This window comes from Streptomyces sp. NBC_00122, from assembly GCF_045160845.1.
In the GTDB taxonomy this organism is placed as follows: domain Bacteria; phylum Actinomycetota; class Actinomycetes; order Streptomycetales; family Streptomycetaceae; genus Streptomyces.
In genome coordinates this window covers 4,356,860-4,370,828 of sequence record NZ_CP108191.1, presented here as the reverse complement: position 1 = coordinate 4,370,828, position 13,969 = coordinate 4,356,860, and the positions used below count along the sequence as shown (strand labels likewise).

Annotated in this window: 15 protein-coding genes; 8 read left to right on the top strand and 7 right to left on the bottom strand. The window is 74.4% G+C overall.

Annotated features, from left to right (window positions below; all coding sequences use genetic code 11):
- Positions 1 to 26: 26 nt before the first annotated feature.
- Both OG737_RS20900 and OG737_RS20895 read right to left on the bottom strand, forming a co-directional pair.
- On the bottom strand, positions 27 to 416 hold the full coding sequence (locus OG737_RS20900) for a hypothetical protein (protein ID WP_405921854.1): 390 nt from the start codon (positions 414 to 416) through the stop codon (positions 27 to 29).
- Positions 413 to 2,800 (bottom strand): AAA family ATPase, encoded by a 2,388-nt coding sequence (locus OG737_RS20895; RefSeq protein WP_328927642.1) that lies wholly within the window; start codon positions 2,798 to 2,800, stop codon positions 413 to 415. The genes OG737_RS20900 and OG737_RS20895 overlap by 4 nt, the downstream gene beginning before the upstream one ends.
- 298 nt (positions 2,801 to 3,098) lie before the next feature.
- On the opposite strand from OG737_RS20895, the gene OG737_RS20890 reads away from it, so the two are divergent.
- From OG737_RS20890 to OG737_RS20880, 3 genes are all read left to right on the top strand, one after another.
- The gene (locus OG737_RS20890; protein WP_328927641.1) at positions 3,099 to 4,082 is read left to right on the top strand and encodes an XdhC family protein; all 984 of its coding nucleotides are present in this window, start codon (positions 3,099 to 3,101) and stop codon (positions 4,080 to 4,082) included.
- Between the two features lie 145 nt (positions 4,083 to 4,227).
- Positions 4,228 to 5,445, top strand: a complete 1,218-nt coding sequence (locus OG737_RS20885) for a DUF6745 domain-containing protein (RefSeq protein WP_405921853.1) — start codon at positions 4,228 to 4,230, stop codon at positions 5,443 to 5,445.
- A 26-nt stretch (positions 5,446 to 5,471) separates the two neighbouring features.
- A complete protein-coding gene (locus OG737_RS20880) occupies positions 5,472 to 5,960 on the top strand; it encodes a hypothetical protein (protein ID WP_328927639.1) in 489 nt (162 codons plus the stop codon).
- A 16-nt stretch (positions 5,961 to 5,976) separates the two neighbouring features.
- Here OG737_RS20880 and OG737_RS20875 read toward each other — a convergent pair whose 3' ends face one another.
- A complete protein-coding gene (locus OG737_RS20875; RefSeq protein ID WP_328927638.1) occupies positions 5,977 to 6,300 on the bottom strand; it encodes a plasmid stabilization protein in 324 nt (107 codons plus the stop codon).
- A 110-nt stretch (positions 6,301 to 6,410) separates the two neighbouring features.
- Here OG737_RS20875 and OG737_RS20870 point away from each other — a divergent pair, with 110 nt between their 5' ends.
- Positions 6,411 to 6,806, top strand: coding sequence for a DUF6479 family protein (locus tag OG737_RS20870; protein ID WP_328927637.1), 396 nt, complete (start codon positions 6,411 to 6,413; stop codon positions 6,804 to 6,806).
- 44 nt (positions 6,807 to 6,850) lie between these two features.
- On the opposite strand, the gene OG737_RS20865 is transcribed toward OG737_RS20870, so the two are convergent.
- On the bottom strand, positions 6,851 to 7,735 hold the full coding sequence (locus OG737_RS20865) for an ATP-dependent DNA ligase (protein WP_328930419.1): 885 nt from the start codon (positions 7,733 to 7,735) through the stop codon (positions 6,851 to 6,853).
- Entirely contained in the window at positions 7,735 to 8,640 is a 906-nt protein-coding gene (ligD, locus tag OG737_RS20860; protein WP_328927636.1) for a non-homologous end-joining DNA ligase, read from the bottom strand. The genes OG737_RS20865 and ligD overlap by 1 nt, the downstream gene beginning before the upstream one ends.
- 31 nt (positions 8,641 to 8,671) lie before the next feature.
- Here ligD and OG737_RS20855 point away from each other — a divergent pair, with 31 nt between their 5' ends.
- Complete coding sequence (locus OG737_RS20855) at positions 8,672 to 9,760, top strand: Ku protein (RefSeq protein WP_328927635.1); 1,089 nt, start codon at positions 8,672 to 8,674, stop codon at positions 9,758 to 9,760.
- An 82-nt stretch (positions 9,761 to 9,842) separates the two neighbouring features.
- On the opposite strand, the gene OG737_RS20850 is transcribed toward OG737_RS20855, so the two are convergent.
- The gene (locus tag OG737_RS20850) at positions 9,843 to 10,673 is read right to left on the bottom strand and encodes a nuclease-related domain-containing protein (protein WP_328927634.1); all 831 of its coding nucleotides are present in this window, start codon (positions 10,671 to 10,673) and stop codon (positions 9,843 to 9,845) included.
- Positions 10,674 to 10,858: 185 nt separating this feature from the next.
- On the opposite strand from OG737_RS20850, the gene OG737_RS20845 reads away from it, so the two are divergent.
- The 3 genes from OG737_RS20845 (at position 10,859) to OG737_RS20835 (ending at position 13,596) form a co-directional block, all read left to right on the top strand.
- Positions 10,859 to 11,488: a hypothetical protein gene (locus OG737_RS20845; protein WP_328927633.1), complete on the top strand. Its 630-nt coding sequence runs from the start codon at positions 10,859 to 10,861 to the stop codon at positions 11,486 to 11,488.
- Between the two features lie 111 nt (positions 11,489 to 11,599).
- Positions 11,600 to 12,361, top strand: a complete 762-nt coding sequence (locus tag OG737_RS20840) for a hypothetical protein (RefSeq protein ID WP_405921852.1) — start codon at positions 11,600 to 11,602, stop codon at positions 12,359 to 12,361.
- Entirely contained in the window at positions 12,358 to 13,596 is a 1,239-nt protein-coding gene (locus OG737_RS20835; RefSeq protein WP_405921851.1) for a histidine kinase dimerization/phospho-acceptor domain-containing protein, read from the top strand. The genes OG737_RS20840 and OG737_RS20835 overlap by 4 nt, the downstream gene beginning before the upstream one ends.
- Positions 13,597 to 13,689: 93 nt before the next feature.
- Here the strand turns inward: OG737_RS20835 and OG737_RS20830 are convergent, their stop codons facing one another.
- On the bottom strand, positions 13,690 to 13,959 hold the full coding sequence (locus OG737_RS20830; RefSeq protein WP_328927630.1) for a hypothetical protein: 270 nt from the start codon (positions 13,957 to 13,959) through the stop codon (positions 13,690 to 13,692).
- Positions 13,960 to 13,969: the final 10 nt, after the last annotated feature.

The window sequence follows — 13,969 nt, the reverse complement described above, 5'->3', positions numbered from 1 at the left end:
GTGGCGCGGTTCCTTCCGTACGGGGGTCACGGCCTGCTGGGAGCGGGAGTGGGCGGCATGGATCGCAGGAGTTCCGTGACGTCCGCGTGCCAGGCCCGCACCTCGGCTGGCGTGGGCGGCAGTTCGTAGGTGTGGTGGTGGCAGGCGGCGCTGAGGGCCGACCAGACGGCGTACCACTGGCGGGCCACCGAGGGGCTCACGTACTCCAGGCAGAGGGCCTTGGTCCGGCCCCTGCTGTGGACCATGCGCGGGCTGACGCTCCGCCAGAAGTCGTCCATGGCCTCGTCCAGGGCGAGGCGCAGCAGAGCGGCCGCGGCGCGGGCGCGCAGTCCCGGCGTGAGCGTGGCCATGGTGCCGGGCGGGGGCGTGAGCAGGCGGTCGGCGGCGGCCACGAGGTCGCGGGGGGACCGGGTCACCGGCGCTGCACCGCCCTGGCGAGCCGCTCGGTCTCCCGGACCAGGTCCTTGGGGGCGACGGACGGGGCGGGAGCCTGGTGGGCACCCGCGTTGCACCGCTCGATCAGGGTGCGCGCCCACGGCCCGTGGTCCTGGGCGATCGCGGCGAGCACCTCGGCCGGTGCCATCGCGCTGTCGTAGAAGGCGAGCGCGGCCAGCTCGGTGAGCTTGTGCGTCCTGCCGATCCTCGCCTCGATGTCGTCGTGGCCGTGGCCGTCGGCGCGCAGCCGGCGCCGTGCGGGCTCCAGGTACGCCGCTTCCAGCGCTCCCCGGCACATCTGGGGCAGCACCCGGTCGGCGACGTCCTGTGGCACGTTGCGGTCACCGGCCACGGCTCGGGCCTCGCCGAGCGCGAGGGTGACGGGGTCGTCGGTCCGGGTGACCCGTACGACGGAGTCGGTCTGACGGGAGACCTGCATGATCGTCGCGGGGACGCGCAGCCGGTGGATGGCCTGCTGGAGGCGGGTGTCGTGGGTGAAGACGACCACTTGGCGTTGCTGGGAGTGGAGGTGGAGGACGCGGGCGAGCCCTTCGACCTTCTCCGGGTCCATGGACTGTACGGGGTCGTCGATCACCAGGAAGCCGAAGGGGCTGCCGCGGTGCGTGGCGCGCGGGAGGAACAGGGAGAGCGCGAGCGAGTGGAGTTCGCCCTGGCTCATCACGCCGAAGGCGGGCGCGTCGATCGTGTCCACGGAGGCGTCGAGGACGACCTTGCGCGCGTTGGCGGTGCCCGCGAGGCTGATCGGGCCGAGCGAGACGCTGCTGCGTTCGCACAGCAGTTTCCAGATGGTCTGCGACTGGTCGGCGAAGGGCCGCAGCCGTTCCTCGCGCAGTTCGTCGGTGACCTTCCTCAGCCACGCGCGGCCGTCCTTGATCTGTTTGACGAGCGGACGGGCGGCCTCCGCCCGCTCGGCCTCGCGGAGGCATTCGGCGAGGCGCAGGGCGAGGGGCTGCCACCGGCCGTCCTGCTCCGCGATCCGGTCCGCGGCCTCCTCGCTCAGCTGTCGGCAGGCCTCGGCCAGCGCGGCCACCACGCGCTCGGTCCGGTCCGCGAGTTCATGTGGATCGGCGACTCCCCGGCAGGCGGCCCACTCGGACCAGAGGGAGGTGAGCTGCGAAGCGTCGCCCTGGAGCCGGCCCGGGACCGGCTGGACCAGGTCGTGTACGGCTCGCACCGCGGCCGCCAGGTCCGCGCGTGCCGTCTGCGCCTCGGCCGCCTCCCGCCGGAGCCGTTCGACCTGTTCCCGGGCGTGCTCGGCCCAGTCCTCGTCGAGGCGGCTTTCGCCGCCGCACACGGGGCAGTCGGCGGACCGCGGGTGGCGGCGGCGGTGGTCCAGGGCGCGCTCCAGCAGTCCGATCAGCTGTCGGGCGTCTTCGGCGGTGGTGAAACGCGCGTCCTCGGCAACGGCGGCGGCCTCCCGGAGCCGGGCGGCCGCGGCCGCGGCCTCGCGCGGGTCGGGTCCTTCGAGGGCGGCGAGGCGGCGCAGGCGGGCGAGCTCGGCGCCGTCGGTCGCCACCTGGCCCTTGAGCAGCCCGCGTAACCGGTCGAGGTCCGGCAGGCGTCCGCCCAGCGCCGCCAGGGCCTCGGCGGCCCGCGGGTCGTCCGACTCCGACAGTTCGGCGCTCACGGCGCGGACCAGGTCTCCGGCTCCCGTGACGGTGTCGGTGAGTTTCTTCGCGCGGGCGCGGGCTTCGTTGTCGGCGTCGCCGAGCAGGTCCAGGCCGAGGATCTGCGCGAGCGCGTCGTGCAGGGCGCTCATCCGCCCGTTGATCATCGCGCCGAGCTCGCTGTACGAGAGGAACGGCCGGTAGAGGGCCAGGTCCTCGGCGTCGATGACCTCGCGCGGGTCCTGTTCGGGGCCGCCGGGCCGGTGGACGACCGTACGGGAGTCGTCCAAGCCGTCCCCGTGCCAACTCCTGTGGACGGTCAGCGGATCGCTCTCGCCGTCGAGGCAGAGCCGCACCGACACCTGCGGAGCGCTGTGGTCGTGCAGGTTGCGCCAGCCCTGCTTCCAGACCTGAGTGCGGTCCTGCCAGCGGAAGTTGTCTCCGGTGAGCACCATCTCGGCGGCCTCGGCGAAGCTCGACTTCCCCGAACCGTTGCGGCCTGCGACCACGGTGAGGCCGGGGCCCGGTGTGAGCTCCAGCGTGGTGGCCGGTCCGATGCCGCGCCAGCCGGCCGCCGAGATCGACCGCAGGTAGACCGGCCCTGCCCGCCCGGCACTTCTGGCCCGCGGCTCGGGCAGCAGTTCGGCCACCAGGTCCCGCGCCGCGGAGTCCAGCCCGGACACGGCGAGGCGGCCGAGCACCAGGTCGCGGAGGGAGGGGTGGGGCTGGTCACTCACGGCGGCTCCTTGCGGGGGCGCGGGGGCGGCGCTGATCGAGCTGTTCGCCCATGTTGCCCGAGTCCGCCGCCCCCGGGAGGCGGAACCGTCCAGCCAGGTCACCGGTCCTGCGGGCTCGGTCCGCCCGAGCCCCGGTGCTGCGGTTCCGGTGGTCCGTACGAGGGGGTGGGGGTGGGTCTGTGGGTTTGGGGGGTGGGTGGGGGTGGGGAGCGTGCGTAGGGTGGGTGATGAGGCCGCATAGTGCCGTTGACCTGGCACTTTGCGGGGAGTGAGCTCGCATAGGGATGGGGCGGCGCGAATGCGTGAGCTGGTGGAGACGGCGCGGCAGTGGCTGGCCGAGGGGCGGGCGGGGTATCTGGCCCGGCCCGTGACCGAGCAGGGGTTCGGACCGCGGGATCCGGCCGGGGCGCTGCTCGTGGATGCGCGCGGGGAGTGCGTCGGGGCCCTGTACCGGGGCGTCTTCGACGCCGAGCTCGCCGCCGAGGCAGGGGCCATGGCGGCCGGGACCACCGCGCGGGTGTGCGAGGTGTCCGTGCGCGCGGCGGAGGCCGCGGAGGCGAAGCTGACCTGCGGCGGGCAGGCCGAGGTGCTGCTGCAGCCGCTGACGGCGATCCCGGCCGAGTGGTGGGAGCTGCTCGGCGAGGGGGCCGGGGTGGCGCTGGTGACCCGGTTGAACGAGGCGGCCGACAGGGCCGTCAGTGAGGTCGTACGGGCCACGGACACCCCGCGCGACGATGCCGGGCGGCGGGCCGGGGAGCTGCTGGGCACCCGGCGGCCCGGGCGGGACGCGCTGTACGGGGAGACCGGGCTGGTGCTCGTCGAGGCGTACCCGTCGGCCCCGTACGTGGTCATCGGCGGCGGCGGCGAGCTCGCCGGGATCATCGAGCGGCAGGCCGCCCTGCTGGGCTGGGACACGCGGCTGGTGGACTCCGCGGCGGACGCCGCGAAGGTGCTCGCGGACCACCGGGACGCCGCCTGCCTGGTCATGCTCAGCCATGAGCCGGACTTCGACGTCCCGACGCTGCGCAAGGCGCTGGAGCTGCGGATCCCCTACGTCGGGGCGCTGGGGTCGCGGCGGACCACGACGCGGCGCCGGGAAGGACTGGTCGCCGCCGGGGTGAGCGAGGCCCGCCTGGCCCTGGTGCACGGGCCGATCGGGCTGGACCTGGGCGCGAAGACGCCCCCCGAGACGGCCCTGGCCATCTGCGCGGAGATCCTCGGGGTGCTGAGCGGCCGGGCGACCCCGGCGCTGCGTGACTCCGAGAGCCCGCTGAGGGGATGAGCCGGCCCGCCGGGCGGATCCGCCCTTGGGGGACACGCCCCGGCGGACCCGCTCCGGCGGAAAAGGAGTTGATGCGGGGCACGGCGGCTGGCACGCTCCCCCGCATGACCTTCATAGATGGAAAGGCGGGCTCCGCCGGGCGCCTGTGAGCGCCCGGGAGTTCGCGTACGAGTACGCAGACGGGTACGAACGCGTGCGCGAGGCGTGCGCGTTGCGGGACGAGTGGCTGGCGTACGGGCTGAGCACCCGGCCGGCCGAGCGGGCGGACGCCGAGGACGCGGTCGGGGAGATCTACCGACTGCTCGGGGAGGCTCCGCCGCGCTTCGAATGGGTGGCCTCCCCCGCCGCCGCCCTCGATGCCGTACGGGACGAACCCGGCTTCCGGGCCGGGCCGTTGCGGTATTCCGATCGGCCGCAGACCGCCCGCGCCTCGCCGTTGCCGGACCGGCTCGCCCGCATGGAGTCCGCTCTGCGCCACCGGCTGGGCGAGGCCGTGGCCGAGCCGTGGACGCCACCCTGGTCGCACCGCGGACCGCTGCCACCCGGCACCGCGGCCGAGGAGGCGCTGGCCGCCGGATTGCCGGTGCAGCGGGTGCTGCGCACCGCCGTGGGGGACGCGCTGAAGGCCTCGGTCGCCGACGCCGTACGGGCCGCCGTGCGCCACTCCGTGGGGACCGTGCCCGGACTGATGACCTGGTACGGACAGCACGACGCGCACTGGGTCGGCCATTACGACGTCTGCGCCCGGGTCGGGGCCGCCCGGTACCGGGCCCAGGACGCCGCCGAACTGCGCTTGTGGGCGCGGCTCGCCCGCGCCACCGGCTGGTGGTGGGCGGCGCCGGGGCGGTGCGTGATGGCCGAGCGGCCCACCGCCGTGCGCACGGAGCCGGCTCCCGCGGCGGCGTACGGGGAGATCCGGCTGCACCGGGACGACGGGCCCGCCGTGCGGTTCGCGGACGGCAGCACGGTGCACGTGCTGCACGGGACCGTGGTGCCGGAGTGGGTGGTGACCGGGCCGACCGTCGAGCGGATCCACGCCGAGGCCAACATCGAGGTGCGGCGCAGCGCCATCGAGCGCATCGGCTGGGGAGCGTACGTCGAGCAGGCCGGGCTGGAACTCGTCGGGACGGCCGACGATCCCGGCAATCCCGGGTTCCGGCTGAGCCTGTACGACGTACCGGCCGGGGCGTGGGGGCGGCCCGGGCGGCTGCTGCTCACCGTCAACGGCTCCGTGGAGCCGGACGGCCGGCGGCGGCGCTACGGGCTCGGGGTCCCCGCCCATCTCGACGATCCGCTCGACGCGGCCGGCTGGACGTACGGCGTGAGCGGGCAGCAGTACGCACAACTCGTGCGCAGGACATGACGGTTCATGACGAGAGGGGAAGGGTGATGCGCATGGTGACGCTCGGGGAACTGACGGAACGGACCGGGCTCGACGTGCTGGAGCACCTCGCGCGCGAGGTGGCGGTTCCGGTGGTCGACGGGATGCAGGCGCAGGGCGACCTGCTGCTGGTGCCGATGGGGATGCTGGGACATGTGGGTCTGGGGCGCAGCTGGTCCCCCCATCCGAGGTGGCAGGACGTACCGCCCGAGGGGATCGAGCTGCTGCGCAGCACGGCGGGCGGGAACCCGCACACGCTGGTCGCCGATCCGCAGCAGTGCCGCTGGACGGACGACGTCACGGACCCGACCGGGCTGGCGATCGGGGCGCTGGAGGCGACCGCGATCGCCTACCTGATCCACCCGGAGCACGGCGCCACGGGCATAGCGCCCGGGCGCTACCTGGTGCGGCGGCAGCGGGAACGGGCGCTGGGGGCGCCGCCGGGCCGGCTGCGGTCCCAGCTGTTCCGCGGGGGGAACCAGTTCGTCTGCGACTGACCGGAACCGGCCGGCCTCAGTCGCCCAGGGCGCGCTTCAGCTGCGCCTTGTTCATGTCCGACCGCCCGTGGACGCCTCGGCGCCGGGCCTCCGCGTAGAGCTGGTCGTACGTGGGGCCCTGCGCGCCGGAGTGGGAGCGCAGGCCGCCGCGCCGGGACGAGGACATGTCCTCCAGGGACTCCTTGCTCGCGGTCTTGGATTCGCCGGCCCGGGCGCGTTCCTTGTTGACCGTCCGGGCGGCGATCTCCTTGGCCTTCTCCTCGGACTCGCCGCGCTGCTCGGCGCTCTCCTTGATGTGTTCGTACTGGCGTTCGCGCTTGGGGGAAGATCCGCGGGGCATGACCGGCTCCCTTCTCCGCTCCGGCTTCCGCAGGGCGCGTACCCCGGACGGCGCAAGATATCCCCCACCGAACAGCGCATTCAGTGCTGAAATGCGGGAAAGTGGACTTCATGGACATGACCCTGAGCGTGGACGAGACGCTGACCCACATCGCATGGTTCCTGATCGTCGGGCTAGCGATCGTCGGCTTCCTTCTCGCCGGCTTCAAGCTGGGCCAGCGGGTCCGGGCGAAGGAGCCCCCGCCGCCCACTCCCGAGAGCCAGCCCCACCTGCCCAACGGCGGAGCCGTGTACGAGGTCCGCGAGGAGCGGGACCCGGTGGAGATCCCCGAGGGCGGCCTGAGACCGCACGAGATGCAGGGCTACGGGAACTTCGGCTCCACGACCTCCGGTCATCCTGACGAAGTCCGGGCGGAACGCGAGTCCGGCTACAAGCCCGTGGAAGGCCCTGGTCCGCACCCACAGCCCGGGGCTCCCCCGAACGCGGGTCGCGGCGCCCACAGCTGACACCTCACCTCACCTCACCCTCTGAACCGCGCCTCCCGCGCGGCTCAGAGGTCTGTCCGCAGCCGCAGCACCTCCGGCGGCGGATGCCGGGCCGAGGCGTGGCGGACCTCCGCCGCCAGCGGCGGGTCCAGCGGGCGGTAGGGGACCTCGCCGAGCCCGATCGCGGTGACGGTCGCCCCGGCCTGCGCGGCCTGCGCGCGGTCGGCGACGGCCGCCGCCACCTCCGCCCGCAGGGCCGCCGTCAGCGGGCTCGACACCGTCGGGGTCTCGTCCCCGACCGGCAGCACGAGCACCAGGGCGAGCGGGCGGCGCGGGGTGCCGGTGTAGCCGACCACCGCGGCGTCGCGGACGTCCGTGTGCCGGAGCTTCTGCCAGCCGCGCCGCCCGGCCGGGTAGGTCTGGTCGAGCCGCTTGATGACCAGGCCCTCGACACCGCTGGCGGGCAGGGTCTCGTACCAGGTGGCGGCCAGTTCCGGGTCGGTCGTCATGGGCACCGGCTGCAGCGGCGGCCCGAGCGGCAGCAGCAGGTCGACCAGGAGCGCACGGCGGCGCTCGTACGTACGCCCGCGCAGGTCGAGCCCGGCCAGTTCCAGTACGTCGAAGGCGGCGTACGAGGCCGGCAGGCTCTGGGCCAGTACGGCGGCCCGCGCGGGCGTGGCCGCCGCCCGCCGCTGCACCAGCGCGAAGTCCGTCCGGCCCGCGTGCCAGACCACCACCTCGCCGTCCAGGACCGTTCCGGCGGGCAACTGGCGTGCGGCCGCGGCCAGATCGGGGAAGGCGCTCGTCACCATCCGGCCGGAGCGCGCCTGCAGCGCCACGTCCGCCTCGGAGCGCACGACGACCAGGCGGTGGCCGTCGAACTTCGGCTCGTACGCCAGGCCCGCCCCGCGCGGCAGGGTCCGTACGGCGGCGGCCAGCGCGACCAGGATCACGGCCCGGCTCCCCGCACTCCGGGCAGCCGGCCGGCCAGGGCGGGGTTGAGCATCGGGCCGAAGATGTCCCCGTCGCGCTCCAGCCGCGGACCGATGTCGTCGGCGAGGAAGACCAGGTCGGCGGGGGTCCGGCAGGCCGCCACCTCCTCCCAGGACACCGGCGCGGACACGGTCGGGCGGGCCCGCGCGCGCAGCGTGTAGGGGGCGGCGGTGGTCTTGGCGGCGGCGTTCTGGCTGTGGTCGACGAAGACCTTGCCGGGGCGCAGGGCCTTGGCCATGCGGTGGACGATCAGGTCGGGGAGCTCGCGCTCGGCCTCCTGGGCGAGGAGCTTCGCGTACGCCGACACCTGCCCGGACGGGGTCGGCTCCAGGGGCACGGCCAGGTGCATGCCCTTGGAGCCGGAGGTCTTGGCGTAGGCGTGCAGGCCGTCGGCGGCGAGCCGGTCGCGCAGCCAGAGCGCGGCGGCGCAGCACTCGACGACGGAGGCGGGCGCGCCGGGGTCGAGGTCGAGGACCATCCGGTCGGCGACCGCGGGGGCGCCGGCGGGCCACTGGGGGGTGTGGAACTCCACGACGAGGTTGGCGGACCACATCAGGGTGGCCATGTCCGCGACGACCACCTGTTCGGCGGAGAGGTCCTCGGAACGGGGGACGGGGGTGGTCTTCACCCAGGCGGGTGCGCCGGGCGGCGGGTTCTTGGTGAAGAAGAGCTGGCCGTCCGGACCGTCGGGATAGCGCAGGAAGGACACCGGCCGGTCGTGGATGTGGGCGAGGAGGGAGCCCGCCACGGTGGCGTAGTAGTGGAGCACCTCGCCCTTGGTGAAGCCGGTCTCCGGATACAGGACCTTGTCGAGGTTGCTGAGCGTGATGCGACGGCCCTCCACCAATGTGATCGGCGTCATACGATGAGACTGCCACGAATCAGGAGGAACCGTGCGATCCATTTGGAACGGGGCGATCTCCTTCGGCCTGGTCAGCATTCCGATCAAGCTCGTGAACGCCACCGAGAGCCACTCGATCTCCTTCCGCCAGATCCATCTCGCCGACGGCGGGCGGATCCGCTACCGCAAGGTGTGCGAGCTGGACGGCGAGGAGGTGCCGGGCACCGAGATCGGCAAGGGGTACGAGGAGGCCGACGGGTCGCTCATCCCGATCACCGATGAGGACCTGGGGCAGCTGCCGATCGCGACGGCCAGGACGATCGAGATCATGTCGTTCGTGCCGGCGGAGGAGATCGATCCCCTCCAGATGGACGCGGCGTACTATCTCGCGGCGAACGGGGCGACGGCGGCGAAGCCTTACACGCTGCTGCGGGAGGCGCTGAAGCGGAGCCGGAAGGTCGCGATCGCCAAGTACGCGCTGCGGGGGCGGGAGCGGCTGGGCATGCTGCGGGTCGTCGACGACGTGATCGCGATGCACGGGCTGCTGTGGCCGGACGAGATCCGGGCGCCGGAGGGGGTGGCGCCGGAGGCGGACGTGTCCGTACGGGAGGCCGAACTCGACCTGGCGGACGCGCTGATGGCGACGCTCGGCGAGGTGGAGATGTCCTCGCTGCACGACGACTACCGGGATGCAGTGGAGGCGATGATCGCGGCGAAGGCGGGTGGCGCGTTCGAGCCGGCCGAGGCCGTCGTGGAGCCGGCCGGGGGCAAGGTGATCGACCTGATGGCGGCGCTGGAGAAGAGCGTGAAGGAGGCCAAGGCCTCGCGGGGCGAGACCTCCGCGGCGGAGGCCGGGGTGGAGGCCGACGTGACGCCGATCCGGCGCAGGGCGGCCGCCGCCGCGCCGAAGTCGGTGGGCGGGAAGAAGTCGACGGCGGCTTCGGCGAAGAAGACGGCCTCCGGCGCGACGAAGAGGACCGCGGCCGCCGCCAAGTCCACGAAGACGACGAAGTCGGCGGCCAAGACTGCCAAGGCGGCCAAGACGGCCAAGACGGCGGCGACCAAGTCCACTTCGGCGGCCGCGAAGAAGACGGCCGCCGCCACGAAGAAGGCGGCGCCCCGGAAGCGCACCTCCGCCTGACCCGGGCGGGACCGGTTGGGGCCGGGCGGGGCCCTGCGCCGCTGCCCCTACCCGGTCACCCGGCGCCCCCGGCTCCCCGGCCTCAGCCGCCGAAGCCGCTGATGCCGCGGCCGGACCCGCCCAGCCACGTTCTCGCGTCGCGGGCGAGCGTGAACAGGGCCTCGATGTCCGGGGGTTTGAGGGCGACCTCGGATCCGGTGAGGTCCGCGGCGGCCGTCGGGGGCTGCAGGACCCGGATGTCGCGGACGGTGGGGGCCACCTCGACGCGGGAGGCGTCGGCCACCGCCAGGGCGGGGGTGACCTGGGCCGTCAGGGCGAGGGTGGCGCGGGCCGCCGCGCGGCGGGCCCAGCGCGGGTCCGGGCGGGGTTCCGCGCGGCCGACCGTGAGCAGCAGGTCTCCGACCACCGCGCGCTGGCGGCGGCCCGGGACCGAACGGACGCAGAAGATCCCGGCCGGGCCGATGAGCAGGTGGTCGATGCGGCCCGTTCCCGGGAGCGGGACGCAGTGCAGGATCCGCCAGCCCTGCGCCTCCAGGGCGTCGCAGACGTCGCCCGTCCGCTGCTGGGCGGCCAGGTCCTGGCGCAGCCGGTGCCGGGTCCGGCTGCCCGCCGGGCCGTGTTCCAGCTCCCCCAGCAGGGCCTCGCCGGGGCGGTTGGGAGCCAGGTCCGCGTCCGGCGGGAGGGCGAGGCCGGCCAGGTCGGCGGCCGTGGGTACGGGGGGCGGCCCGATCGAGACCGTGCCGCTGAGATAGGGCCGTAACACCGCCAGGATCGCCTCCCGATGGTCGTCCGCGAGCACGCTGATCCGGTTCGCCTGCCGGTCGTACCAGGCCACCGCCTGCCCGTCGGGCAGGTTGACATACAGCCGGCCGCGGCCGGGCCGGCCGCTCGGCAGTACCTTGAGTCCCCTCATCGCCCTCACCCCCGCGCTCCATGGGAGCAGCCGGGACGCCGCACGGCAATCCCCCGGTTGTGTAACGACTCCGACGTGACCCTGCGACACCGCTGTTACACGAACGGGGCGCCGCCGCAACGGCCGCCCCCTAAGTTGGTCGCACCTGGACCCGCCAGGCTCCGAACAGCACCGAAGGGCTTCCCGTGAGCACCGTCAGCCGCCGCACCGTCGTTCGCGCCGCCGCCGTGACCGCGTGCGCCGGAAGTCTGCTGGCGCTGCCCACGGCCGCCGCTCTGGCCGAAGGCGTGCCCGCGGCCTCGGCCGCGCACTCCGCGGGCCCGCGGGGGGTTCTGGTCAAGAGCCTCGCCCTCGCGGACGGCACCTCCACGGCGAAGGTCTACCGCATCGCCGACGGCGCGTACCAGGCGGACATCCTGACCGCCGAGGGCTACAAGGCCACCACCCTGACCAGCCATGACGGCATCACGGGCTTCGGCAGTGCCGGGGAACTGCACGCCTCGCTGGAGTCCGACGGGCGGCTGACGTCCTGGGTGGGCGGCGCTCCCGCCGGGGCCGTCGCGCACGCCGTCGGGGGCGAGGGCCACAAGACGGGCACCCGCAGCCGGCAGGTCGTCCCCGCGTCGGCGTCGAAGGCGGCGGGCGGCGGCATCGGGGCCGTCGCCACCGGCCCGGCCGGGGTGCAGCGCCTGAACACACTGGCCGACGGACCGGGCGAGGGCGTGCTGCTGCTCGCCGCGGGCGGCGGCATCGCGGCCGTCGGCGCCGCCGGGCTCGGCTTCGCGATGCTGCGGCGCGGGCGGACCGAGGGCTGAGGCGCGGGCGCCGTCCGCAGGCGGGGAAAGCCGCGAGCGAAAACGTCATACCTCTGCATAAGGTTGCCGAGATCGATCTCGCACCGCGCGGACAGGAGGACGTCGGGGTCCGTGAAAGCGCTTTCATTCCGCTCGGCCGCCGCCACAGCCACCGCCTCCGCGGCACCGGCACTCACGGTGCTCGCCTTGGTGACCCTGCTGGCGGGGTGCGGCGACGGCGGCGAACTGGCCGGCGCGGGCAGGGCGCCGACCGCGAGCGGGCCCGTACACCTGTGGCCCGACCGTCAGGGCGCCGTCGTACCGCCGGCCGATCCGGGCGGAGCCCCGCCCGAGTACGTCAAGGGGATCCCGCCCGTCCGGGACCAGGACGTGCGCGGCGTCGACCCGGTGGCCATCGTCCAGGCGGAGCTGCGGGCCCATCCGAAGACGGACGTCGGCGCGGACGGGATGCCGCCCCGGACCGCGGCCGCGATCAAGGACTGCGGCAAGCAGGACGCGGAGCCCGAGGCGTGCCCGGTGCTGGCGCCGTACTACCGGGACCTCACGGGCAACGGCGAGGACGAGCTGATCGTCGGCATCGAGTTCCCGGACAAGATGATGTCGGTACGGGTGTACACGGCGGACGAGCACGGCCGGCTCAACCGGATCATGGCGACCACGCAGACCGTCATCTCCGTGGACCTGGCCGGGCGGGACGTGGTCCTGCGCGCGCCCAGCGGGAACAACGGCTACGAGCTGATCACCGCCTGGTCCTGGGACGAGAAGCAGCTCACCATGCTGCCGACGCGGGAGCAGATCGTACGGGTGCCGGGCGGTCCGCAGGGCCCGGCGAGTCCGTCCAGCCCGGGCACGGGCGGGCCGGGTACGCCGTGAGGCCCTGGCTGCCCGCCTGGACGGCGACGCTGACCTGGAAGGCGGCGTGCTTCATCGTGGTGATGTGCTGCTCCCTGGCGGCCGCGCTGGGGGCGCTCGTGCACGTCGAGGTGACCCGCCAGACCGTGGCCGCGGCGCGCGAGAAGGCGCTCGCCAAGCTGGACGACGCCTCGCAGGCGTACGAGGACGGCGAGGCGCTGCCGCCGGAGTCGGGGCTGGATCCCGCGGGGCTGCCGCCGCGGTTGCGGGCGCTGGCCGTCAGCGGGTACCGCGGGACGGTCCTGGCCGACCACCGGGGCCGCCCGACGATGTGGGCGGCGGCGCCGGCGGACGGGCGGGCGCTGGCCACCGTCGTCGACTACGAGCAGAGCGCGCGCACCATCAACGGGCTGGACAACGCGATCATCGGGTCGTCGGTCCTGGCGATCGGCGGGACGCTGCTGGTCGGCGCGTTCGCGGTGACGCGGGTGACGCGGCGGCTGCACCAGACGGCGACGGTGGCCCGGCGGATCACGCAGGGCGACCTGGACGCGCGGGTGGGCGATCCCCGGACGAAGGACCCTTCACGGCACCAGGACGAGGTGGCGACGGTGGCCGGGGCGCTGGACACGATGGCGGCGACCCTGCAGGCGAAGCTGGAGGGCGAGCGGCGGTTCACGGCGGACGTGGCACATGAGCTGCGCACGCCGCTGACCGGGTTGCAGGCGGCGTCGGAGCTGTTGCCGGAGGGGCGGCCGACGGAGCTGGTGCGGGAGCGGGTGCGGACGATGCGGCAGCTGACGGAGGACCTGCTGGAGATCTCGCGGCTGGACTCGGGCAGCGAGGCGGTGGAGACCGATCTGCACCAGCTGGGGCGGCTGGCGGGGCGGGTGGTGCGGGCCTCGGGGACGCGGACGGAGGTCGTGGTCGTCCGGGACGCGCACGTGGAGACGGACCGGCGGAGGCTGGAGCGGGTGCTCGGGAACCTGGTGGCCAATGCGCACAAGCACGGGCGGGAGCCGGTGGTCCTGACGGTGAACGGGCCGGTGGTGACCGTACGGGACCACGGGGACGGGTTCCCCGACTACCTGCTGGCGCACGGTCCGCAGCGGTTCCGCACCGGGGAGAGGTCGAAGGGGCACGGGCTGGGCCTGACGATCGCCGCCGGGCAGGCGGAGGCGATCGGGGCACGGCTGGAGTTCCGGCGGGCGGAGGGCGGCGGGGCGCTGGCGGTGCTGTCGCTTCCGGGCTCGTAGGAACCGTCGACGAGCGGGGCGGACACCTTCACCGTGCCCGCCCCCGCCGCGGCGGGAAGCAGTGCCGGCGCCCCGGACGCGCAGCGGCAGCGGTTACGGGCGGGGGGACTTGGTCCAGGGCCAGCGGACCTTGGGCTTCTGGCCCGAGGGGGCGAAGGTGTACTTCCAGCCCTTCTGGAGGCCCAGGCGCTTGGAGTAGCCCGCCGGGACGCGCTCGTACAGCAGGACCGTCGGGGCGCCGCCGTCGGGTGCCGGGACCGGGATCTCGTACCACTTCGGGGGGTGTCCGGTCGGGCCGAGGAGGATCGGGAGGACCCGGCCGTCCATCGGGCCGCCCTCGAAGGGGGTCGGTTCGCTTTTCACCCCACCAGTG

Bases quoted from the DNA above. Each gene is read 5' to 3' on its own strand.
- OG737_RS20875 (WP_328927638.1), bottom strand. From the start codon at position 6,300: ATGCCCCGCGGATCTTCCCCCAAGCGCGAACGCCAGTACGAACACATC.
- ligD (WP_328927636.1), bottom strand. From the start codon at position 8,640: ATGACGCCGATCACATTGGTGGAGGGCCGTCGCATCACGCTCAGCAAC.
- OG737_RS20850 (WP_328927634.1), bottom strand. From the start codon at position 10,673: ATGAGGGGACTCAAGGTACTGCCGAGCGGCCGGCCCGGCCGCGGCCGG.
- OG737_RS20870 (WP_328927637.1), top strand. From the start codon at position 6,411: ATGGACATGACCCTGAGCGTGGACGAGACGCTGACCCACATCGCATGG.
- OG737_RS20890 (WP_328927641.1), top strand. From the start codon at position 3,099: ATGCGTGAGCTGGTGGAGACGGCGCGGCAGTGGCTGGCCGAGGGGCGG.
- OG737_RS20880 (WP_328927639.1), top strand. From the start codon at position 5,472: ATGCGCATGGTGACGCTCGGGGAACTGACGGAACGGACCGGGCTCGAC.